Below are 23,863 nucleotides of genomic sequence, written 5' to 3'. Positions count from 1 at the left end.
TTTATTATAGCCCAGAGCAGAGAATCCGTGCAAGGCTATTTGTTATGAAAGAGGCTGGGAACACCATCTACATCGGCGCACCGCGTATGACACGACGGTGTACTGCAGGTCCAGTAAGGACCATAGGGACCTTCCCGCTTCTGGAAATATCCTTCTTTGCACCGCGGACACTTGTAGGTCCTGTCGATTTCGTCAGGCGATGCTGTCTCTGCCGGTTCCGTAGCCCGGCAGGCAGGATACTGGCTGCACCCATAAAAATCGCCGTATTTGCCATGGCGCAGGATCATCATACTCCCACACTTTGGACAGCGTTTCCCTCCGCCTGTCTGCTGGCTCATATCAGCTTTGCCGGCTGCTGTGATGAGTGTTTTCAGAAAGGCAATCTGATCTTGTAAAAAGGCGTCGAGGCTGTCTTTTCCTTCGCTCATCTTATACAGCCGGTCTTCCCAGACAGCCGTTTCATCGGGATATACCATGGCGTCGGGCAGGGCATCGACGAGGAGATAGGCCATATCTGTCGGTTTTAAATATTTTTTCTTTCCTTCTTCGACGAGGAACTTCCGCTGGATGAGCTCACTGATAATAGTAGCCCGTGTCGCTTCCGTACCAATGCCCTGGACTTCTTTCAGTTTCTTCTTCAGCGAATCGTCTTTGACGTATTTATATATTTCTTTCATGGCAGCCAGAAGCGTAGACGCCGTGAACCGCGGCGGCGGTTTCGTCTGCTTCTGATCGACGCTACCTTTTTCATAATGGACCTTGTCTCCCTTGCGGACGGCCGGCAGGTCCCCTTTGATATCGTCATCTTCCTGATTTTTATCGCTGCGGTACAGCTCTTTCCATCCCCACTGGGTTACTACCTTGCCATGAGCAGCAAACTGTTCTCCTGCCGCTTCTATGGTAATCTTCGTCTGATCATATTCATACAAGGGATAAAACTGGGCAATATAGGCCTGGGCAACAAGATAGTATACATGCTGCTGCATGGCATTCAGATGAGCAAAATCACAGCGTACCGTCGTGGGGATAATGGCATGATGAGCCGTGATTTTACTATCGTTCCAGGCCCGGCTCCTGATTGACTGATCGGCACCGGAAACCCAGTCCGCAAGCTTTCCTGCCTGTATCTGACGCAGATTTTCCAATATGCGCGGTACATCCTTGCGCTGGTTGAGCGGCAGATACTCGCAATCGGAACGGGGATAGGTCGTCAGCTTCCGTTCATATAACTGCTGAGCCGTATCCAGGACCTGCTGCGGGCTGTATCCATACCGTTTCCCTGCCAGCACCTGGAGCGCCGAGAGAGACAGAGGCAGCCGCTGGGCTTCTTTTTTCTTCGTTTTCTTCCGTTCTGCAATCGTCCCGTCAGGATGTTCCTGCAAACGCTGGAGCAGTTCCTGTGCCTGCTGTTCTTCTATGACGCGCCCTTCCGGGTCGAGCCCGGCCTGCGTGTCTTTTGGCTGCCACTGGGCCGTTATACGGCCATTTTGATGAAGGAAATCAGCCTTTACGACATAATAGGTAACGGGTTTGAAATCATCCAGCTCCCGCTGGCGGCGCACGACAAGGGCCAGGGTCGGTGTCTTCACCCGTCCTACGGGCAGGACAACTTTATGCCCCTGCCGGCGGGCCGCCAGCGTATAGGCACGGGACAGGTTCATGCCGATGAGCCAGTCAGCCCGGCTGCGGGCCAGGGCCGATTCTTTCAGGTGATAAAAATCGCGGTTGTCCCGCAGATCCGATAAGGATTCATGAATGCTTTTTTCATCGAGGGCATTGAGAAGTATGCGCCGGACCGGCTTCGTATTGCCAATATAGTCCAGTATTTCATCAATAAGCAGCTGTCCTTCCCGGTCCGGGTCACCGGCATTGACCAGGGTATCGGCCTGTTCTATGAGCTGGCAGATGATCTGGAACTGTTCTTTGCTCGCCGGGCTGACCAGAAGTTTCCACTTCCGGGGGATGATTGGCAGGTCTTCAGAACGCCACGTTTTGTAACGGCTGTCATAATCCTGCGGTTCTGCCTGCTGCAGGACGTGGCCGTACGCCCAGGTCACGATACCACCGCCCGTACGGATATATCCATTGCCACGCTGCTGCGGTGCCGGCAGGCATTTGGCCAGTTCCCGGGCCATACTTGGTTTTTCAGCTATAAACAACGTTGTCATTACATAACATCCTTATGAAAACATCAGTTACCGTTCTTCTTTTTCCTCTTCGCGGCGCAGTCCCTCTTCTTCCCGCTGGAGAGTAACCCGTGCCAGATCGCCGGCTGCCCGGATGGTACGGACAAAGGCCGGGGGAATCAGACTGGCTTTCAGGGACTGGCCGATGAGCCGTCCCAGGATAACCCCTTTATTGCTGTACAACCAGGCGAAATAATACACGCAGAGTGCGTCCTGATTGCGGGGATTGACATGCCAGAGCATGCGGGCCGGATAATCATGATAATTAAGATCCAGCTTGCGGCATGCTTTCTTGAGCATATCCGTCGTCGCCCGGGCATGTTCCCCATTGGCCGTATCGATAATCCGGTCCAGTTCCCGGCGCCTGCCATGGGAAATCATGGTCCGCACCAGATCCATTTCAAAACAGATACCGTCGGTAAAATACGTGTTTTTTTCGTGCCCCCTGCTCCCCTTGACATCGGCATCATACAACACCACCGTAGGAATATGGAAAAATTGCAGTAATTTCCTGATTTTGGCAATGGAGCTTTCTCCACGGGCATTGATAAGACAGATGCCGTAGTAATCGAAGGGAAGGCCCAATGTCGTACCGAACAGGGAAAAGCAGCCATATTCCGTTTCCCCTTCAACGATAATGACGCTCCGCGAATACAGGGCTTCCTTTACTTCCGGGAAGTGCATGATCAGATGCTTTTCAATTTCTTCACTGAAGTGGATGGTCGCCCCGCAGGCAGCCCGTACCTGACCGCCGTCATGACGATAAAAGCGGACAATGTTGCGGTAATCATCAACCAGAGCATCCGTAGAATGAGTGACGACAAATAACTGCCCCCGCAGACCGTCAATATGAAACAGCCCTTTCAATAGTTCCGTAAAACGGGGATCGCCGTTGCTGAGGAGTTGCTTATAATAATGCAGGATGGACCGTTGCATATACGGATGAAGATGGATTTCCGGTTCATCGATGGACGTAATGAGTGGCAGCCAGCGCCGTCCTTTTTCATCGACAATCAGATTGTGCTCAATGGGCACGGCCTTGCTATGGCACATGATATAAATCTGGGTAATCAGTTCCAGCGCCACAAGGGAAATGAACTTCATGTTATCCGCCAGGGACCTGTCCTGACGCCGGAGCAGACAGGATAGGAGGAAAATATCGACATAATAGGACGAATCAAAATGGCCATACCGGGCTTCGTGACGGATGAACCGCTGCAGTTCCGGCGTGATTTCTGCCTGCTGCGTCTGTCCCCATGACGTGAGCATCTCTTCAATAGCACGGTACACCCGGGCCGGAGCCGCGTATTCCTGCGGAAGGGACGAGGAATAGGATACGTAACGGATGCGGCGGATGACATCCAGTGGCAGTTGTTCTCCCGTCTGTTCGTCATATAGCCGGGGATAAATCTCTTCCACATTTTTTTCCATCCGCACCCGTATAGACGTATGATGCTCTTCCGGAAGGTCGGCAAAGGCTTCCTTGTCACTTTCCAGCAGCTGTAATTCCAACGTGATGACAATAGGCTGCAGGACCGAATCATAATCGTCTTCTGTAATGCCGCATCCTTCGCTCATGAGCTTTAAAAGCCGCAGAAAACTGCTCTTGCCGATGGCATTTTCCCCGACCAGATAATTCGCTTTTTCATGGAACGTCATTTCTACATCCCGGAAATTCCGGTAATTTTCTATGCGTATATATCGTATGTACACATGCTTCACCTGCCCGTACTTCATTTATACTGTGTTTCATGCACCATGCATGATTCTTATTTATACTATTCGACACAGAAACACAAACCCCTGCCGTCACCGGGTCTATTCTTTTATACAGGCATAAAGATACGGCCGCAGCCGTACTGCAGCCGTACCAATTATTTCATATGGAAAATAAGGAAAGCCATGATGGCCGCCAATAATAGGAGAGACACAATGCGTATCATGGCGCCCTCATTCACAGCCTTTCTGCGGCGTACCTTCCTCCGGCGTCTGCGGTGGGGTGCCGGACGCTGGCTTGTATCCGGTTCCCTTATACTCCCGGCCATGCCATTTCCTTGCCACCGAGAATGTGGGCATGCATATGATGAACGGTCTGGCCCGCCTTTTCCCCTGTATTATATACGACGCGGTAGCCTTCTTTATCGAGTCCCAGTATCTGCGCTACTTTCTGGATAGCATAGAGCATTTTGCCTGCCACATCGGCATCATCCGGCGTCAGGGCAGCAATACTGGCAATGTGCTTTTTGGGAATGACCAGGACGTGTACCGGTGCTACGGGAGCGATATCTTTAAAGGCATAAAAATCATCGTCTTCATACACTTTTGTGCTGGGGATTTCGCCAGCAGCAATTTTGCAAAATAAACAATCTTCCATTTAAATCTCCTCCTTAATGATGCCTGTTAATCTATGGTCATCTGCTCCCGTCAGTACGACGGGAACAATGGAACCTTCCTGATGAGATGTAAGTCCCCTGACACAGACGCGTTCGTAGTTTTCTGAAAAGCCTTCCCCCGTCGTACCATCCTGTTTTTCAATCAGGACCCGGACCGTCTGGCCGATCATCTGCTGCAGCCATTCTGCCTTCTGCCGGGTTGACAGGGCCTGTACGATTTCCACCCGCTTTTTCTTGACAGCCGGGTCTACCTGGTCTTTCATAGCCGCTGCCGGCGTTCCCTGGCGGGGAGAATAAGGAAAGGCATGGATATGGGAAAAGCGAAGCTTCTGCAATGTATCCAGCGTTTCTTCAAAGAGTTCATCCGTTTCACCGGGAAATCCCAGGATCAGGTCCGTCGAAACCGTCAGATGATGAATACGGTGGCGCAGGGTCTCAATGAGACAGATGAATTCCTCTTTTGTATATTTACGGTTCATCGCTTTCAATATGGTATCCGATCCCGACTGGAGAGGCAGGTGCAGATGGGGACAGATGCGGTCGGACTGGTTCATGACATCAATGAGTTCATCATCGACTTCCAGCGATTCCAGCGAGCCAAGCCGGATCCGCTGTACATCCGTTTCTTCCAGGAGCCGTCTCAGTATCAGCGCCAGGCCGGGATGGTCCGGCAGCTCTCTGCCATAAGCGCCGAGGTGGATACCGGTCAGGACCAGTTCCCTGAACCCTGCATCCACCAGCCGCTGTGCTTCCCTGATTATCGCATCGGGCTGGCGTGATTTCAAAGCTCCGCGGGTGTAAGGAATGATACAATAGGAACAGAAATTATTGCACCCTTCCTGGATTTTCAGATCCGCCCGGGTATGTTCAACCGCCGATGGATACAAGGGTATTTCCTCAAAGGCATCGGCATTACGGGCATCATGGACAGCCGTCACTGCTTCACCGCCGCCCCGGCCGAGAAGCATCTGTACCAGCGGTACGATACGGTGCCGTTCATTCGTACCTACAACGGCATCTACATCGGGCATAGATGACAGCAATTCCGGATTCAGCTGGGCATAGCAGCCTGTCACTACGACGATGGCCGATGGATTTATTTTTTTTGCACGGCGGATCAGCTGCCGTGACTTTTTTTCTCCCATCTGTGTCACTGAACAGGTATTGACGACGTAGACATCAGCGGCATCATGAAAATCCCGCTCTGTATAGCCTGCTTTTAGAAACAGGCCGCGCATGCTGTCCGTATCATATTGGTTGACCCGGCATCCCAGGGTAACAAAAGCAATAGTTGGCATTATTTGAATCCTCTTTCATACATGATAATCGCCAGAGACGCGATAGCTGCCGTCTCAGCCCGTAATATCCGGGGACCAAGGGAAACGGTCTGGCACTGCTCCCTCATTGAAGCCGCGGCGATTTCTCCATCGGAAAAACCGCCTTCCGGGCCGATACAGATGACCACGTCCCCCGTCCGCACGGTGGCGCAGCATTCGCGCAGAGGCCTCGTTTCTTTCTCAAAGGGAATAATGACAGGCATCGTCCCGTATGTATCCAGTACTTCCGTAAAAGACAGTACATCCGTCACGTCCGGGATATCATTGCGGCCACACTGCTTAGCCGCTTCCTGTGCTATCCGCTGCCAGCGCAGGCGCCGGTCCTTGCGGCGCGTATCGTTTAATTTTACTACACAATGCTCCATTTGTACAGGAACGATAGCACTGACCCCCAGCTCGGCTGCCTTCTGGACCACCCATTCAAACTTATCATTTTTTAAAAGTCCTGCCGCCAGGATCACTCTGCCTGCCGATTCCGGTCTCTCACCCGTCCTATGCAGGGGTTCCATCAACGTCTGCTGGCTGTCTGCCTTTTTGATACGGCATTCATAAGTCACGCCTTCTGCATCCGTCACAGGGACACGATCACCCTGGCGTTTGCGCAGCACCGTGACGATATGGCGCGAATCTTCCGGCGACAGAATAAAATCAGATGTAATCGGAAAACCGACGAATACTTTACGCATTATTTCCTCCTGAGCAAAACAGCATACCAGCCATCCTGCAAAGTGTCTGATACCCATTCATAACCCGTCTGTTCTGCTGAATTCCGTATTTCTCCGATACGGTCATCAATGATGCCGCTGACGATCACATCGGAGCCGCTATGAGTATAGCTGGCCAGATCCGGCAGCAAAGATAGTACGGCATTGGTGACCAGATTGGCCGTAACAACATCGGCTTTATGTCCCTTGTCCGATATGGCGCCGAGAAGGTCGCTGTTCATGACATCGACGCGGTCACTTAACTCATTGAGTTCCACGTTGACTACCGCCTGGTCCACCGCTTTCTGGTCGAGATCCACGGCTGTCACATGACCGGCTCCCAGTTTAGCCGCCGCAATGGCCAGTATACCCGTACCAGTCCCGATATCATAGGCGAGCTGCCCCGGCTGTATAACCTGTTCCAGATAGGAAATGCACATAGCCGTCGTCGCATGGAGGCCGCTGCCAAAAGCGACGCCGGGATCGATGCGGATGACTTTTTCTCCCGGCCCCGGTTCCGCCGTCTCCCATGATGGTTCTACCCAGAGATGGGGAGAAATCTTCGTCGCGTGAAAATAATCCTGCCAGCGGTATAACCAGTCGGCATCATCAGCGTTGCGGGTCATTATATGCCAGCGTCCCATACGGGGAGTCCGCTCCTGCAGCAATTTCATCCGTTCCCGTACGGCCTGTTCCGCCGTAGCATCGTCTGCCGGGAAATAAGCCGTGATGCGGATCAGGTCATCATACGTTTCCTCATCATGGATAATCGATCCCTGACTGCCACACTCACATAAAATGAGAGAAATCAGATCGGTAAACCCGGGAGATACAAATACATCTATTTCTTTATATTCCATACGCTTCTCCTGTCTGCTGCGGCGATTCAGCCAGCTGGCAGCCCTTATGCATAGTAATAATAAATCTGATTTATATTATACCATATTTTTTCCACCTTCTGGCAATGAAAAAAGAGCCGCCAATGGCAGCTCTTAAATAATGTAAAACCAGGTTTCATCATTTTCATCGACATTCTTCACAGCATGCTTATCTTCATCAAAGCGCAATTCCTGATTCTTGACGCTGACTTTGGTACCCGGTGCTACCGATTTAGTGATAAACACGTTACCGCCTATGACCGAATCATGGCCGATGACTGTATCGCCGCCCATGATGGATGCTCCGGAATAAATGGTCACATTATCTTCGATGGTCGGATGCCGTTTCTGATGAACCAGCTTGCGGCCATCTTTCAGCGAGAGCGCCCCCAGGGTAACGCCCTGATACAATTTGACATGTTCGCCGATTTCTGTCGTTTCTCCGATGACAATGCCCGTGCCATGGTCAATCATAAAATATTTGCCTATCTCTGCGCCAGGATTGATTTCAATTCCCGTCATACCATGAGCATATTCCGACATGACCCGCGGAATGATAGGAATCTGCATTTTGTACAGAATATGTGCCACGCGATGGACGGAAATGGCAAACAGGCCGGGATAGGAAAAAATAACTTCGGCCTTACTTTCGGCCGCCGGATCCCCCTCGAAAATCGCTTCAATATCCGTTTCAATGTATTCCCGGATTTTTGGAATCGTCTTGAGCAGCGTCAGCGTTGCCTGTTCTGCCCGCTGTTCCACATTATCAATCTTGACGTTCTGAGTCATTCCCTTGTACTTCAGGGCAATAGTAATCTGCTTACAGAGATTGTACGCCACATCTTCGATGACGACGGTCAGATTGTTGCCAATATCATAAAACCGGTAGGTCTTATCCTTGATATACCCCGGATAAATAATCCGCAGCAGTTTAGTAATGATATCGACAATGACCTTCTTATTCGGTTTATTGAAAATATCCAGTTTGTCGATTTCTCTCTGCCCTTCATGATTATAGTCAGCCAGAATGCTATCGACGACACCTTGTATGTTTTTGGAAATCAGTTCACCCATGCTCAACCCTTCTTATCGCATAAATATTACTATTATAGTACACTTTATAAGTATACTTGTCAAGTACAGATTTTACATAGAAATAGATAAAAACAAGAAGCTGCCCCGTTAAGATAGAAACGTAACGGGGCAGCTTCCTGGTGAGTTTCAAGTTCAAAGTTTGATGTTTAGTATTTGGCGTTATCCGATATACGTTACCAGGATATGAAGGATTTCCTTCATATCAATCGTATCTTCCAGTACGCGGAAGGTGCAGCAATCAACAGACGGAGCCCAGATTTTGAATTCCGTATCCATTTCCGAATTATCGCTGACTTCAGCCGAATAGGCCGTAATCTTGCTGTACGGGATGACCAGGGCTGCTTTATGCCGCGCCGTATAGGCTTCCACACGGACGCCGATGATTTTTCTATCGGTCAGTACAACCACATTGCGCTGGGCGTTGAATTCAAGCAGTACCTGTTCTCCTTCAGCCAGAAGATTCTGATACAATTCTTTCCGGAACCCGATTTCATTTTTTTCTGCCAACGTAAATTTCTTATCGTCTTTATCTGCAAACATGGTATATCCTCCTCATAAATCGATAAAATAGTATTTTCCATAAAAGGCATACAATCCTTATTTATTATATTCGTCACAGGACAGTAAAATCCTGCCAGATTCTAAAAATATTCTTATATCTTTTCTTATGCATACAAAAACACTGCAGATGCAAATCACACCTGCAGTGTTTTTGTGTTTTATAGATTTCCGGCAATTGTTCCGGAATTATTCATGGAGCGGATGAAGTCGGTTACTTTCTTTTTTACTTTTTCAAAGAAACCTTCTTCTTTAGACTCCCCCACCCAGGTTTCTCCACCGGCCCGGGCAAATTCTTTCAGGAGTTCTTTCTGTTTGGCATTCATGCGCTTTGGCGTCGTGATGTTGACCTGCACATGGTGATCACCTCTGCGGCCACTGGAGCCCAGATAAGGTACGCCATGGCCTTTGATCCGGAAAATGGTGCCACTCTGGGTACCGGCCGGAACTTTCAGATCGACCTGTCCGTCGATGGTATCCACGCGGATAGTGCATCCCAGTGCCGCCTGTGCAAAGGTGATGGTCTGCTGTGACACGACATCATTGCCCTGGCGGGTAAACTGCGGATCCCGGCGCACGAAGATATAGACATACAAATCGCCATGACCGCCGCCGCGTACACCCGGTTCGCCTTCGCCGGCTACGCGCAGGCGGGCGCCGTCATCGACACCGGCAGGAATCTTGATTTTCAGTTTCTTGCGCACTTTTACCGTGCCTTCGCCATGGCATTTCTTGCATTTTTCATGGATGATTTTGCCAGTCCCGCCACAATGGGAACAGGTCCTGACATTGACCATCTGTCCGAAAGGCGTGTTCTGTACGACCCGCTGCTGGCCGGTACCATGGCAGACAGGGCACGTATCTACCTTGCTGCCAGGTTCGGCACCATTCCCATGACAGTGTTCGCATGTTTCATTCTTCGGCACCTGAATTTCCATTTCCGTCCCGAAGGCAGCCTGCTTGAATGTAATATCCACATCAAAGCGGAGATCGGCTCCCCGTTCCGGACCATTCGACTGTCGGCTGCCCTGGCCGCCAAAGAAGGAATCAAAGATATCACCAAATCCGCCGAATCCGCCAGAGCTGAAACCGCCCTGACCAAATCCGCCGAATCCGCCAAAACCACCCTGCCCGAAGCCGCCGGCTCCGGCTGCGCCGTTCTGGAACGCATCGGGGCCGAACTGGTCATACTGGGCGCGTTTGTTCTTATCTGACAAAACGCTGTAGGCTTCGTTGACTTCTTTGAACTTTTCTTCTGCAGCCTTAGGGTTGTCCCGGTTTTTATCTGGATGATATTTTATTGCCAGTTTGCGAAACGCTTTTTTAATTTCCGCTTCGCTGGCGTCTCTGGGAACGCCAAGTACTTCGTAATAATCTTTTTTGCTCATATGGGCAGCCCCTCTTTACTTACAACTTACTTCTGATCGTCATCGACGACTTTGTAGTCTGCATCGACGACTTTTTCACCACTCTGGCTTTCCTGCTGCTGTGCACTGCCACTCTGCTGTGCTCCTGCCTGCTGTTGTGCAGCCTGCTGCTGGGCATCGGCCTGTTTGTACATATCGCTGGTCAGGTCATAGAGCGGTTTAGTCAGAGCTTCCGAAGCGGCTTTGATCTTATCGACATCGTTTGTCTTGACGGCTTCTTTGAGGTCGGCAATCTTCGATTTGATTTCAGAAACTTTAGAAGCATCGGCTTTGTCACCCAGGTCTTTAATCGTCTTTTCTGCCTGATAAATCAGGGAATCAGCGTTGTTCTTGGCTTCAATGGCTTCTTTACGTTTCTTATCTTCTGCTTCATGAGCAGCGGCTTCCTTGACCATGCGGTCGATTTCGCTCTTATCGAGGCCCGAAGAAGATTTAATAGTAATCTTCTGTTCCTTGCCCGTTCCCAGATCTTTAGCCGATACATTTACGATACCGTTGGCATCGATGTTAAATGTGACTTCGATACGGGGTACTCCACGGGGAGCAGCCGGGATACCGGTCAATTCGAAACGGCCCAGTGTCTTGTTATCGGCAGCCATTTCACGTTCGCCCTGCAGGACATGGACATCGACAGACGGCTGATTATCGACAGCAGTCGAGAAAATCTGGCTGCCCGATGTCGGGATGGTCGTATTGCGGTCGATGATTTTGGTGAAGACACCGCCCAGTGTTTCAATCCCTAAGGACAGCGGCGTAACATCGAGGAGCAGTACGTCTTTTACATCACCGACGAGGACACCGGCCTGGATAGCAGCGCCGACGGCAACACATTCATCGGGGTTGACGCCCTTGCTCGGTTCTTTGCCCAGTACCTGTTTGATGGCTTCCTGTACAGCCGGGATACGGCTGGAACCACCAACAAGGATGATTTTATCGATTTCATCGATAGAGAAACCGGAATCAGCGATAGCCTTACGGGTCGGTTCCATCGTAGCCTGTACGAGATCTTCCGTCAGTTCGTTGAATTTAGCACGGGTCAGCGTCAGGTCGAGATGTTTCGGACCTGTTGCATCGGCCGTAATGAACGGCAGGTTGATATTGGTCGAAAGGACCGTAGACAATTCAATCTTGGCTTTTTCTGCAGCTTCTTTCAGACGTTGTTCTGCCATTTTATCCTGCGAGAGGTCAATACCGGTCTGGCTCTTGAATTCGCTGATCATCCAGTTCATGACTTTATTATCAAAGTCATCGCCGCCGAGGTGTGTATTCCCGTTTGTAGCTTTTACTTCGAATACGCCATCGCCCAGTTCAAGGATAGATACATCGAATGTACCACCGCCAAGGTCGAATACGAGAATCTTGCCGTCGCCGCCTTTATCCAGGCCATAAGCGAGGGCTGCAGCCGTCGGTTCATTGACGATACGAAGTACGTCGAGGCCGGCGATTTTACCAGCATCTTTCGTAGCCTGACGCTGGGCATCATTGAAATATGCCGGAACGGTAATGACAGCCTGGGTGACTTTTTCACCGAGGTAGCTTTCCGCATCTTCCTTCAATTTCTGCAGGATCATGGCCGAGATTTCCTGGGGTGTATATTTCTTGCCCTGGATATCGACAGTATAGTTTTCGCCCATGTGACGTTTAATGGAAGAAATCGTGTTTTCCGGGTTGGAAACAGCCTGGCGTTTTGCCAGCTGGCCAACGAGACGTTCACCGGTCTTGGAGAAGCCAACGACAGACGGTGTCAGTCTGGAACCTTCTGTATTCGTGATAACGGTCGGTTCGCCGCCTTCCATAACAGCTACAACCGAGTTTGTCGTACCTAAATCAATACCAATTACTTTAGACATAAGTAATTCCTCCAATCTTATACTTTCTACGATACTTAACCGTTAAATGCAACTTTAACCATTGCCGGGCGCAATGTCTTGTCACCCAGCAGATATCCTTCCTGCAGGACTTCCACAACGACGTCATTGTCGTATTCATCGCTGGGGACCCGCATGACTGCCTGATGATAATTCGGATCAAACGGCTTGCCTACGGCATCAATTTTCGTAACACCTTCTTTTTCGAGAACCGTCATAAGCTGTTTGTAAATCATGGTATAGCCATCTACAAACGATTTGAGCTCATCCGAAAGAGAATCCTGCGGCACTTGCAGTGCCCGTTCAAAATTATCAATCACCGGCAGGATGTTCTGAAGGACATCCATTTTGACGACTTCAGAAATCTGCTGCTTTTCTGTAGCAGTCCGCTTCTTGAAATTGGCAAAATCAGCCTGGAGACGTACGTAGCGCGATTTCATTTCCGCTGCGGCCGCCTCTGCCTGCGCTGTGGCATCCGGCTGCTGTACGTTCTGGTTGTCCGCCTGTTTCGTATCAGCGCCATCATCTGCCGCTTTTTCTTCTGCTGCTATTTCATCAGCAGGCTGTTTTGTTTCTTCTACAGCCTCTGCAGTCGTCTGTTTTTCTTTTTCCTCTTTTTTCTTATCCTTACTCATGAACTGCATCCCTCCTATTTATCATCCTGGTAATGTTCCAGAATATGCGTCACATGCTGTTTCATAAAATCGAGTAAGCCAATGATCCGGGCATATTCCATGCGGGCCGGTCCCAAAACAGCAATCTTACCGAGGACTACGTCATTGGCAGTAAAGGTTGCTTCTATAATACTGCAGTCATTGATAGGAGATAACTTAGCTTCATCACCGATACGTACCGTTACCGGTTTGTCGGTCTGTTCTCCATCATCATGCAGGATGTTGGCTACGATATCCTGTTCTTCCAGCATGGTAAACAAGCTTTTCGCCTTATCGACATCTTTAAACTCCGGCTTATTGAGAAGTTCCATCGTCCCGCCCTTATACAACTGCTGATGGCGGCGGAATGCTCTGTGCAGGGAACGAAAAGCTGTCCGGTACAAATCGAGGTCATCGACAACATCGTCGCGGAACTGCTGCAGCATGTCCATGTCTATCTTGGCCATAGGCACACCAGCCAGGAAATTCGTCAGTTTCTCAGCCACAATGTTGAGTTCATCTACATCGACTCCATCTGGCTTAGAATAAATACAGTTTTCAATCTGACCGGAATCGGTGACGACAATCATTATCGCCCGCCGGTGATCCAATGGCAGGAACCGTATGTATTTCAATCGGGATCCGGGCTGCTGTGACGTCATGACCAAGGTCACATTGTGAGTAATTCTGGCCAGTCCCTTTGCCGTATTCTGAAATATCTGATCGACATCGCTTACTTTATCCTGAAACCAGGTTTCAACAAACTTCTTTTCATCATTTGTCACCTTTTCCGGCTTCAGCAGGCAATCCACATAGAAGCGGTACCCTTTGATGGAAGGAATCCGGCCAGCCGATGTATGGGGCTGTTCCAGATATCCCATCATTTCCAGATCAAACATTTCATTACGGATAGTCGCGGCACTGACCCCCAGGTTATATTTGCGGGCAATGGTCCGTGACCCGACAGGTTCGGCAGATGTGATGTAATCCTGAATGATAGCTTGCAATATTTTCTGTTTTCTTTCATCCAAATCCATTTCTATCACCTCGATGCCGCGTTGTTTTAGCACTCTTTTTATTGGTGTGCTAACAACTATATAAAAGATAGCATGATTGAGCAGATTTGTCAATGATTTTAGGCTAAAAAAGTCAAAAAGTCAAAAATATTTTTCTCTCATACTATTCTTTTGACTTTTATGGTCAAAAAAAATACAGTGCCATCTCTGACACTGTATTTTTATTAGATTATGAAAAACGTATTATTCACCTTTGAATGCAGCTTTACGTTTTTCCATGAAAGCTTTCATGCCTTCCTTCTGGTCTTCTGTAGCAAAGCAGAGGCCGAAGACATTGCTTTCAAACTGGATACCCGTAATGATATCGCACTGTAAACCATTATTGATGGCTTTCTTAGCGATCTGTACTGCTACAGGACCCTGTTTCATGATTCTCTTAGCGGTCTTGATGGCAGCCGGCATCAATTCAGCCTGAGGAACGACCTTGTTGACCAGACCGATGCGGAGAGCTTCAGCCGAATCAATATTCTGATTGCTCAGGATGATTTCTTTTGCCATGCCAGGACCTACGAGGCGGGCAAGGCGCTGTGTGCCGCCGAAGCCAGGGATAATGCCCAGGCCAACTTCCGGCTGACCGAATACAGCGTTATCCGAAGCATAACGGAAATCGCAGGCCATGGAAATTTCGCAGCCGCCGCCCAGAGCATAGCCGTTTACTGCGCAGATAACCGGTTGTGGCAGTCTTTCGATCTTCGTGATGACGCCAGCACCATATGTGCCCCAGTCACCAGCCTGTTTCGGGTTATAATCAGCCATTTCTTTAATATCTGCACCGGCAACGAAGAATTTGTCACCAGCACCGGTAATGATGACTACCTGTACATCTTTCGAACCAGCAATGTAGTCAACAGCTTTTTCAATATCACGGACCGTAGCAGCATTCAGGGCGTTAGCCTGTTTCGGACGGTTGATCGTAATTGTAGCAATACCTTCTTCTACGGTGAAGAGAATGTTTTCAAATTCCATAGGTAGAATCCTCCTTAAGGTCAGTATCAAGCTATCCGGGCATTATTTGTTGTAATCGTAGAAGCCTTTGCCTGTCTTGCGGCCGAGCCAGCCAGCAGCAACGTATTTACGGAGGAGCGGGCACGGACGATATTTCGGATCGCCAAAGCCTTCATAGAGGACTTCCATAACGTGGAGGACGACATCGTTACCAATCAGGTCGCACAGTTCGAGCGGTCCCATCGGATGGTTGTAGCCGAGTTTGCAAACAGCGTCGATACCTTCTTTGGAAGCAACACCTTCCATGAGGGCATAGCAGGCTTCGTTCAGCATCGGAACGACGACACGGTTGGCAGCGAAGCCCGGGAAGTCTTCAACTTCGACAGGGGATTTGCCAAGGCCTTCAGCGCATTCGACAACGGCTTTCGTCGTAGCATCATCCGTAGCAATACCTTTGATGATTTCGATCAGTTTCATGACCGGAGCCGGATTGAAGAAGTGCATGCCGATAACTTTTTCCGGACGTTTCGTAGCCGTAGCGATTTTGGTGATAGGCAGGGAAGACGTGTTGGAAGCAAGGATTGTATTAGCCGGGCATTTTTCATCGAGGTTCTTGAAGATGCCGCATTTAATCTTTTCGTCTTCGATAGCAGCTTCGACAACGAGTTCAACGTCTTTCATGTTTTCTTCGGTAATTTCTACGATACCGGTCAGACGGCCCATGATTTCAGCTTTCTGATCTTCCGTGATTTTACCTTTCGTAACTTTTCTGGTCAGCTGTTTGTCGATTTTTTTCATGCCGCCATCGATGAATTCCTGTTTGATATCGTTCAGAATAACATCTACACCGTGTTCAACAAATACCTGAGCAATACCGGAACCCATAGTGCCTGCACCAATAACCATTACTTTTTTGAACATTTGAAACTCCTCCTTTATTAGCGTGATTTTTTTCACTTTTTGCTTCAAAAAAAAATCACTTTTTGGTAAATATAAGATGCACTGCTTACATTCATAGTATAACACGTTTGAAAAAAAAGTCCACTAAAAAAACAGACATTTTCATAACTTTACCTGTTTATTGCCTATTTTACCTTTTATATACGGCGTAAAAACGGCCTTTTTTCATGTATTTATGTTGTTTAATCATTAATTTTCGTAAATCTATGAACCATACTCATAGTAGAATTACTTTGTACCAGTAATGTACAACATACATAACAAAAAAATAAGAACCGGATAAATTTCCGGTTCTTATTTGTGAATTTGTACACATTCACGAACTAATTTATAATTTTCTGATATTATTCAACGCTTCCAGCAGGCCTTTGCGATGTTCATAATTTGTACGATACAACGCCGTATGAGCGGCATCAGGCATAAACTCTTCTTTTACTGCCAGCTGTTTCTGAAGGGCAGCTTTGAGATCCGTCACATCGCCGGTAGCAAAAGCGGCTACCAGGCAGTTGGTCGGTACAGCCCCGCCGGCAACCTTTAATGTCACGACACGGGTATCGAGCATATCGGCCTTGATCTGATTCCACAGCCTGTCGCGGCTGCCACCTTCTGTAATGGTCAGCTGCGTCAGATCGATTCCGGCGCTGCGGTAACGGTCGGTGACTTCCATATAGTCATAGCCGATGCCTTCCAGCACGCAGCGCCATAGCGCGCCCTGGTCATCATCCAGGGTCAGGCCCGTAAAGGTACCGCGCACATTAGGATAATCGCCATTTCCCCCGGTCAGATAGGGAATGAACATAGCTCCATCACATCCTGCAGGATGACGTCGTGCCAGATCGTCCATTTCTCCATAATAGGCATCATCGTCGGCCTTGCGGGCAATATTATCCTTGAACCAGCGCAGGGCCAGTCCTCCGGTCCGCACCATGCCCCAGTAAAAATACGTACCGGGCAGGGTACCGGAATTAAAGACCAGGCCCGTGCCTGGAGCCGACAATTCCGGAATGATCCCATCCGTAGCCGCACAGAACATGGCACAAGTCCCGGCCACATCGACGGCCCGGCCGGCTTCCAGTATGCCGCTGCCCATCATCGATTCCATGGTATCACCGGCACCGGCGCAGATGGGAATGCCTGCAGGGAATCCCGTTTCTGCTGCATCGGCTTCACACAGATGCCCGATAATATCCCAGGGCTTGACGATTCTTGGCATATATGACCGGGGAATGCCCAGGATGCGGAGCTGTTCCTCTGACCAGCACTTTTTCACCACATCGTAGCCGAGCCCCCAGCCGGACATAGTCCCCCAGTCGATGAAGGCGTCGCGGCCGGAAAGGCCTGCCAGATGCATGAGGATATATGGGCAGTTATGGACGAATTTAACACCCTTTTCCCGCACGTCCGGCACATTCTGCAAAAACCAGCGGGCAAACATAGCCGGGAACATGACATTCGGTTCGGCATTGCCCGTTTCCTTAGCCCAGATATCCCGGTGCTGTTCTTTCAGCTGCGCTACGTCTTCTGCCGTCCGGCTGTCCAGATAATTGATATAAGGGGTCAGAGCCTTGCCGTTTTCATCTATGCAGGCAATACCACAGATAATGCCATCGCCCATGATGGCCCGTACACCCGATGGTGAGAGTCCCTTTTCCTTCATGCCGTCTCTGCAGATGCGCATGCACTGCTTGATCAGGCGGTAATATTCATCAACATCCATCTGCACCCAGCCGGGCTGCGGATACGACAAAGTCGTCTTTGCCGTGGACATGACAATTTCCTGCATATTTTCATCATATACAGCTACTTTGACGCTCTGGGTCCCCGCATCAAATCCGAGATAATACTTCATTTCCATATCATCGTCCTCCTCTATTCATTCCTTCCATAGACGTTATCGTCTATGCCGGTATCGTTTCATTACATTTATTTTACCATACGGCCCGTATCCTATCAGTAGTATTTTCGTATTTTTTTATTCTCTCTCATTCTGTTCTGCCGTACAATTTGTAATTGAAATTTAAATTTGAATTAGATATAATAAAAGAAGGCAAACTACACTACGTCCAGGAAGAAGGAATCTATCATGACTGCTCAAACACTGAAGGAGCATAAAAAAGCCGGTATCCTAATCGCCATTGTACTGATTCTGGCCGCTGGTATCATCTGGTATCTGACACGGCCGGTCAATACGCCCCTTACGTTACATGGCAATGTCGATGTCCGTCAGGTTTCGCTGACCTTCAATGCCAGCGAACGGATTGCCACAATGAATGTGGAAGAAGGCGACCGTGTCCACAAAGGGGATGTCCTGGCCACGCTCAACACGACGCCTCTCAAACTGACCATAGCGCGCTGTCAGGCCCAGATTGCCCAGCAGAAGGCCGTCGTTGCCAAGATGCACAACGGATCCCGTCCTGAAGAGATTGCCGAAGCCGCCGCTGCCGTCCAGTCAGCACAGGCCGAAGCCGATAATGCCGCTGCCGATTATCAGCGTATGAGTACCTTATACGCCAGCAATGCCATCAGCCGCCAGACACTGGATACGGCAGAAGCAAAGGCAAAATCGACAGCAGCCTCCCTGGCTAAGTCCCAATCAGCCCACGCGCTGGCCGATAACGGCTATCGCCAGGAAGATATCGATGCCGCCGAAGCCCAGCTGCAGAGTCTGGAGAATGAACTACAGACGGCACAATACAATCTGAGCCAGGCAACGCTCATTGCTCCCCAGGACGGCGTCATCCGTTCGCGCCTCGTCGAACCGGGCGATATGGCATCCCCTTCGACGCCAGTCTATACACTCAGTCTGGATACGACAAAATGGATCCGTGCGTACATCAGCGAAAACCGGTTGGGCCAGATTCACGAAGGCCAGACCGCTACCGTCACCATCGACAGCGTCCCGACACCCCTGACCGGGCAGGTCGGGTATATATCCGACACAGCAGAATTCACCCCGAAATCGGTAGAAACGGAAGACCTCAGGACATCCCTTGTCTATGAAGTCCGTATCTACGTCACCGACCTGGACAACGTCCTTCGTCTGGGAATGCCGGCAACGGTGACATTTTAACACGCTCCGGAGGGAACACTATCATGTCTGATATAATTATGATTCAAGCTCATCATCTGACAAAACAATTTCCCGCCCGTCCTTCTTCCCCGGCCGTCACCGCCCTCTCTACTCTCAATCTGACTGTAAAAAAAGGAACCCTGACTGCACTCATCGGCCCAGACGGAGCCGGCAAGACGACCTTCATGAGACTGGTCTGCGGACTATTGCAGTCCGATTCCGGCAGTCTCTCCGTCTGTGGATACGATGTACAGCAATCTCCCCAGGCCGTTCAGGACCGTATCGGCTATATGCCACAGAAATTCGGCCTGTATGAAGACTTGTCCGTCATGGAAAACCTCACGCTCTATGCCGATATCCATTCGATTCCACCGGATCTCCGCCAAAAGCATTTCCGGGAATTACTGGATCTCACCGGCCTGAGCCCCTTTACGGCCCGTCCGGCAGGGAAATTATCGGGCGGCATGAAACAGAAACTGGGACTGGCATGTACCCTCGTATCTACGCCGGATCTGTTGCTCCTCGATGAACCGACCGTCGGGGTCGATCCGTTATCACGCCGCGAATTATGGCATATCCTGCATACTTTATCGGAAGAAAAGTCTTTGACGGTCCTCGTCAATACATCGTATATAGAAGAGGCAGAACAATGTCAGTATGCCTATATACTACATAAAGGGCAGCTTCTGGCTGACGGCACGCCGGAATCACTGCTCCAGTACGCCCGGGGACGCTGCTATGCCGTCCGTGTCCCCCAGGGTATGCCGCCCCGGTTCATCCAGTCCTGGCTGCTGGATGACCGCCACGTCGTCATGGATGCCGTTCCCGAAGGCAGTCAGGTACGCTTCACCGTATCCAGCCGCCAGCTGCCGAATCATCTCCTGCTGCAGAACTATCTGCCTGGTGCCGTCATCACTCCCGTTTCGCCGCGTCTGGAAGACAGTTTCATGATTCTCCTCCGTAAAGCCGGATCTACGGAAGAAGAAACACCGGGTATGCCGTCTCTGCCCAAAGTCCCGCCGGCTATATCCGGGGATACCATCATCGAAGCCCACGATATTGTCCGCCGTTTCGGTAGTTTCGTTGCCGTAGACCACACATCCTTTTCCGTCCACAAAGGGGAAATCTTCGGTCTACTCGGCCCGAACGGGGCAGGGAAATCGACGACATTCCGCATGCTCTGCGGCCTCCTTTCCGCATCATCGGGCACCATTTCCGTATACGGGGTCAATCTGCGTACCGCCCGTGCCAGAGCCCGTTCCTATATCGGATATGTCGCCCAGAAATTTTCTCTCTACAGTACCCTGTCCGTCTATGAAAATCTCTGCTTCTTCGGCCGGGCGTACGGCCTTGCTGCCCACAAACTGCAGGAACGCATCGAAACCGTCGCCGGGCAGTTTCACCTCAATAACTGTCTTTCCATGGCCGCCGGCTCTCTGCCCGGCGGCTACAAACAGCGGCTGTCCATGGCAGCCGCCCTGCTGCATGATCCGCCCATCCTGTTTCTCGACGAACCAACAAGCGGCATAGATCCGCTGGCCCGCCGTACGTTCTGGCGGCAGATTACCGGTCTGGCTGCCAGGGGAACAACGATCGTCGTCACAACCCATTTCATGGAAGAAGCGGAATACTGCGACCGCATCATGATCCAGGACCGGGGCCGCCTGATAGCCATCGGCACGCCATCGGCTATCCGTCATCAGGGGGGTGACAGCCCGACCATGAATGAAGCCTTCATCCATATCGTCGAGACGGGCCGCCAAAAGGAGGACTCATGATGAATATACACCGTTTTCTCGCTCTGACACGCAAAGAATTCTATCAGATGCTGCGCGACCCCAGCAGTTTCCTCATCGGCATCGTCATTCCACTGATGCTCATCGTACTCATGGGCTCCGGCCTGTCACTGGATGTCAAGAATCTGCCCGTTGCCGTCGCACTGGAAGATACGTCACCGACGGCCCGTGATGCCCTGTCCTTTCTCAATGGGTCCCCGTATTTCTCCCCCTCGTATGTCACCTCATCGAAGGAAGCCATCGCCCTGATGGACGCCCGTCAGGCCGACGCCGTACTGGTCATTCCTCCTGATTTCACCAGCCGGCTGGAACAAGGACACGCAACGGTCCAGATTCTCCTGTACGGCATCGATGCAACAACGGTTAATGCGGCAAATCAGTACATCACCAGCGGCCTCCAGTCCTGGCAGAGCCAGTGGGTGGCCGCACACAGAAAATCTGCCAGGACCGGGACCGTCATCGTCGTGCCCCGGCAGTGGTTCAACGATGCCAATACCAGCTCCTGGATGTTCCTTCCCGGTCTGATTGTCATCGTCATGACTCTGGTCGGCGTCTTTCTCACGGCCCTGGTCATGGCCCGCGAATGGGAACGGGGAACACTGGAAGCCATATTTGCCACACCAGTCCGGCCCCTCGAAATCATCGCAGCCAAAACCATCCCCTATTTCTGCATTGCCATGGTGGGGCTGGGCCTGTGCCTTATGGCATCGTATTACGGCTACGGCGTACCCATTCATGGATCACTGCTGCTGGTATTCCTGTCTTCCGTAGAATATGTCTTTATCGCCATCGGCATGGGACTCACCATTTCCTCACTCGTCAAAAATCAGTTTCTGGCCTGCCAGATTGCCCTCGTTGTCAGCCTGCTGCCCACCATTATGCTGAGCGGTTTCCTCTTCGACTTGCGCAGCGTCCCCATTGCAATTTCCCTCATCGGACATATTCTGCCGGCTACGTATTACATGGAACTGCTGAAAATGCTGTTTCTGGCCGGCACGACGGGACCCATCGTCATCAAAGACTGCCTGATTCTTCTGGTATATGCCCTGCTGTTCTTCTGCCTGTCATGGAAACTGACCTGCAAGGAGGTATCGTAATGTCCTCTCTGTCCCTGACACTGTATCATATCTATGCATTAATCATCAAAGAATTACTGGCTACCCTCAAAGACCCGAAAAGCCGCGTCATCCTCATCGTACCCGTCCTCGTACAGGGATTGCTCTTCGGTTATACGGCCACGTATAATCTGGAACATGTCCCCTATGCCGTTGTCGATGAAGACCACAGCCACGAATCGGCAGAATTCCTGTCCCACCTGGATGGAACGGGAATTTTTGAGCGGGTCGCCACCTTATCATCGCCACAGCAGATTTCCCAGGTCATAGACAATCAGCAGGCCATGCTGGTCCTCACTATTCCATCTGATTTTTCCAAAAACCTTCATGCGGGAAAGACGGCACCTGTCCAGACTATCACCGATGGCCGCAATCCCTCAACGGCCGGACTGGCAGCCGGTTATGTTTCCTCCATTGCCACTGCCTACAACCAGAAACGCAGCGGTCAGCAGTCTCTCGTCGAAATCCGCTCCCGCATCTGGTACAATCCCAACAACATAACCCGCCACATGTTCCTGCCATCACTGATTCCCATGCTGGCTCTGACCCAGGTACTCATACTGGCCGGCCTGTCCGTTGCCAGGGAACGGGAAAACGGGACATTCGACCAGCTTCTTGTCACGCCGCTGACGCCACTGGAAATCCTCATAGGCAAAGCTGTCCCGCCGATTCTTATCGGCCTCGTCCAGGCAAGTCTCATGTTGTGTCTGGTCCTGTTTTGGTTTAAAATACATTTAGTTGGCTCATTAGCCGTACTGTATCTGACCATAAGTATATTTCTCGTCAGCTGTGTCGGCCTGGGCTTATCGATTTCAGCCGTTGCCAAAAACATGCAGCAGGTCATGGTATACTGTTTTCTCTTTCTCCTGCCCATGATTCTCTTGTCCGGTCTGGCTACACCCATACGGAATATGCCTCCCGTACTGCAGTACATTACGTATATCAATCCCATGCGTTTTGCCATAGAGGCCATCCGCCGCATTTATCTGGAAGGAGCCGGTCTTTCCACCGTCGCGCCGGCATATATTCCCATGCTGGCACTGGCCGCCGTGACGCTTCCTCTGGCAGCCTGGCTGTTTCGTCACAAACTCTCATAGAAAGAAGGATGTCTATGGCTTGTAAAGCTCCCGGCACGGGAACCCGCGAAGACGGCAGGGAAACGAAAGAACGCATCATCCAGGCAGCCGGCCCTTTATTTGCCCGCAACGGTTATGATGGCACGACGAGTAAGGAAATCTGTCAGCAGGCCGGCGTCAATATAGCTGCTGTCAACTATCATTTTGGCAGCCGTGACGGATTGTATGTTGCTATACTCGAAAAAGTGCAGGACTACCTGATCAATATTGATGTACTTAAAAAGCTGGCCCGGCAGGAAGGGTCGCCCCGCCAGAAACTGGAACAGTTCGTCGATTATTTTATCGACGACGCCTTTCGTCATAACGACTGGCATGTACGGGTCTGGATCCGTGAACTGCTCCACCCGTCACCGCATATCCATACCATCATTACTAAGAAAGGTCTGCCGAAATTCTATATTGCATCGGAAATCCTGCAGAAAGCCCTGGGCTGTGATCAAAAAGATATCGTATTTTACAGTTCCTATATCTCACTGGCAGCCCCTTTCATCATTACCTTTCTCGCCCAGAACAGCCCCGTCCTGGATGCTCTGCCCGTGCACTACCCAAAAGAAGAATTTATTGCCCATCTGAAAGAAAACTTTCTTAAAACCCTGGACGCACTGGCCGTAAAACAATGAAACCGTCCAGACGCCAATAACCTCACATACAACGAGGAGTAGCCGG

Annotated in this window: 20 protein-coding genes; 5 read left to right on the top strand and 15 right to left on the bottom strand. The window is 50.5% G+C overall.

The genetic code is table 11. The annotated features are described in order from the left end of the window. Positions 1-35: 35 nt before the first annotated feature. The 15 genes from DW949_RS02340 to DW949_RS02270 all read right to left on the bottom strand — a co-directional run bounded on the left by DW949_RS02340 (position 36) and on the right by DW949_RS02270 (position 17,935). Positions 36-2,168 (bottom strand): DNA topoisomerase III, encoded by a 2,133-nt coding sequence (locus DW949_RS02340; protein ID WP_118021682.1) that lies wholly within the window; start codon positions 2,166-2,168, stop codon positions 36-38. A gap of 27 nt (positions 2,169-2,195) precedes the next feature. Then, on the bottom strand, positions 2,196-3,899 hold the full coding sequence (locus tag DW949_RS02335) for an ATP-dependent endonuclease (RefSeq protein WP_118021890.1): 1,704 nt from the start codon (positions 3,897-3,899) through the stop codon (positions 2,196-2,198). A 316-nt stretch (positions 3,900-4,215) separates the two neighbouring features. Next, complete coding sequence (locus DW949_RS02330) at positions 4,216-4,560, bottom strand: histidine triad nucleotide-binding protein (RefSeq protein WP_118021681.1); 345 nt, start codon at positions 4,558-4,560, stop codon at positions 4,216-4,218. Then, a complete protein-coding gene (gene mtaB / locus DW949_RS02325) occupies positions 4,561-5,877 on the bottom strand; it encodes a tRNA (N(6)-L-threonylcarbamoyladenosine(37)-C(2))-methylthiotransferase MtaB (RefSeq protein WP_118021680.1) in 1,317 nt (438 codons plus the stop codon). After that, positions 5,877-6,602 (bottom strand): 16S rRNA (uracil(1498)-N(3))-methyltransferase, encoded by a 726-nt coding sequence (locus DW949_RS02320; protein WP_118021679.1) that lies wholly within the window; start codon positions 6,600-6,602, stop codon positions 5,877-5,879. Before DW949_RS02320 ends, mtaB begins: the two co-directional genes overlap by 1 nt. Continuing rightward, positions 6,602-7,480, bottom strand: coding sequence for a 50S ribosomal protein L11 methyltransferase (prmA, locus tag DW949_RS02315; RefSeq protein WP_118021678.1), 879 nt, complete (start codon positions 7,478-7,480; stop codon positions 6,602-6,604). The genes DW949_RS02320 and prmA overlap by 1 nt, the downstream gene beginning before the upstream one ends. A gap of 132 nt (positions 7,481-7,612) precedes the next feature. Then, positions 7,613-8,572, bottom strand: coding sequence for a serine O-acetyltransferase EpsC (gene epsC / locus DW949_RS02310; RefSeq protein WP_118021677.1), 960 nt, complete (start codon positions 8,570-8,572; stop codon positions 7,613-7,615). A 180-nt stretch (positions 8,573-8,752) separates the two neighbouring features. After that, on the bottom strand, positions 8,753-9,133 hold the full coding sequence (locus DW949_RS02305; protein WP_118021676.1) for a PH domain-containing protein: 381 nt from the start codon (positions 9,131-9,133) through the stop codon (positions 8,753-8,755). A gap of 179 nt (positions 9,134-9,312) precedes the next feature. After that, positions 9,313-10,539, bottom strand: a complete 1,227-nt coding sequence (dnaJ, locus tag DW949_RS02300) for a molecular chaperone DnaJ (RefSeq protein ID WP_118021675.1) — start codon at positions 10,537-10,539, stop codon at positions 9,313-9,315. 26 nt (positions 10,540-10,565) lie between these two features. Then, positions 10,566-12,428 (bottom strand): molecular chaperone DnaK, encoded by a 1,863-nt coding sequence (dnaK, locus tag DW949_RS02295; RefSeq protein ID WP_118021674.1) that lies wholly within the window; start codon positions 12,426-12,428, stop codon positions 10,566-10,568. Between the two features lie 35 nt (positions 12,429-12,463). After that, on the bottom strand, positions 12,464-13,081 hold the full coding sequence (gene grpE, locus DW949_RS02290; RefSeq protein ID WP_118021673.1) for a nucleotide exchange factor GrpE: 618 nt from the start codon (positions 13,079-13,081) through the stop codon (positions 12,464-12,466). A 14-nt stretch (positions 13,082-13,095) separates the two neighbouring features. Further along, positions 13,096-14,136, bottom strand: coding sequence for a heat-inducible transcriptional repressor HrcA (gene hrcA / locus DW949_RS02285; RefSeq protein WP_118021672.1), 1,041 nt, complete (start codon positions 14,134-14,136; stop codon positions 13,096-13,098). Positions 14,137-14,358: 222 nt separating this feature from the next. Further along, complete coding sequence (locus tag DW949_RS02280; protein WP_118021671.1) at positions 14,359-15,141, bottom strand: enoyl-CoA hydratase-related protein; 783 nt, start codon at positions 15,139-15,141, stop codon at positions 14,359-14,361. Positions 15,142-15,183: 42 nt separating this feature from the next. Then, entirely contained in the window at positions 15,184-16,041 is an 858-nt protein-coding gene (locus DW949_RS02275) for a 3-hydroxybutyryl-CoA dehydrogenase (RefSeq protein ID WP_118021670.1), read from the bottom strand. A gap of 367 nt (positions 16,042-16,408) precedes the next feature. Continuing rightward, positions 16,409-17,935 (bottom strand): FGGY-family carbohydrate kinase, encoded by a 1,527-nt coding sequence (locus DW949_RS02270; protein ID WP_118021669.1) that lies wholly within the window; start codon positions 17,933-17,935, stop codon positions 16,409-16,411. A gap of 228 nt (positions 17,936-18,163) precedes the next feature. Between DW949_RS02270 and DW949_RS02265 the strand changes: the two genes are divergently transcribed. Genes DW949_RS02265 through DW949_RS02245 form a run of 5 tightly spaced genes read left to right on the top strand, consistent with a single transcriptional unit; the run spans position 18,164 to position 23,817 of the window. Beyond that, the gene (locus DW949_RS02265) at positions 18,164-19,150 is read left to right on the top strand and encodes an HlyD family efflux transporter periplasmic adaptor subunit (protein WP_118021668.1); all 987 of its coding nucleotides are present in this window, start codon (positions 18,164-18,166) and stop codon (positions 19,148-19,150) included. A 23-nt stretch (positions 19,151-19,173) separates the two neighbouring features. Further along, on the top strand, positions 19,174-20,928 hold the full coding sequence (locus DW949_RS02260; RefSeq protein ID WP_118021667.1) for an ATP-binding cassette domain-containing protein: 1,755 nt from the start codon (positions 19,174-19,176) through the stop codon (positions 20,926-20,928). After that, the gene (locus DW949_RS02255) at positions 20,925-22,043 is read left to right on the top strand and encodes an ABC transporter permease (protein WP_233539463.1); all 1,119 of its coding nucleotides are present in this window, start codon (positions 20,925-20,927) and stop codon (positions 22,041-22,043) included. The genes DW949_RS02260 and DW949_RS02255 overlap by 4 nt, the downstream gene beginning before the upstream one ends. Beyond that, complete coding sequence (locus DW949_RS02250; RefSeq protein ID WP_118021665.1) at positions 22,043-23,158, top strand: ABC transporter permease; 1,116 nt, start codon at positions 22,043-22,045, stop codon at positions 23,156-23,158. The genes DW949_RS02255 and DW949_RS02250 overlap by 1 nt, the downstream gene beginning before the upstream one ends. 14 nt (positions 23,159-23,172) lie before the next feature. Continuing rightward, positions 23,173-23,817: a TetR/AcrR family transcriptional regulator gene (locus tag DW949_RS02245; protein WP_118021664.1), complete on the top strand. Its 645-nt coding sequence runs from the start codon at positions 23,173-23,175 to the stop codon at positions 23,815-23,817. The last annotated feature ends 46 nt before the right edge of the window (positions 23,818-23,863 follow it).

Origin of the sequence: Megasphaera sp. AM44-1BH, assembly GCF_003467125.1 — a bacterium.
Taxonomy (GTDB): domain Bacteria; phylum Bacillota; class Negativicutes; order Veillonellales; family Megasphaeraceae; genus Megasphaera.
The sequence above is the reverse complement of the archived record's forward strand: the minus strand, read 5'-3'. Positions and strand labels throughout refer to the sequence as shown.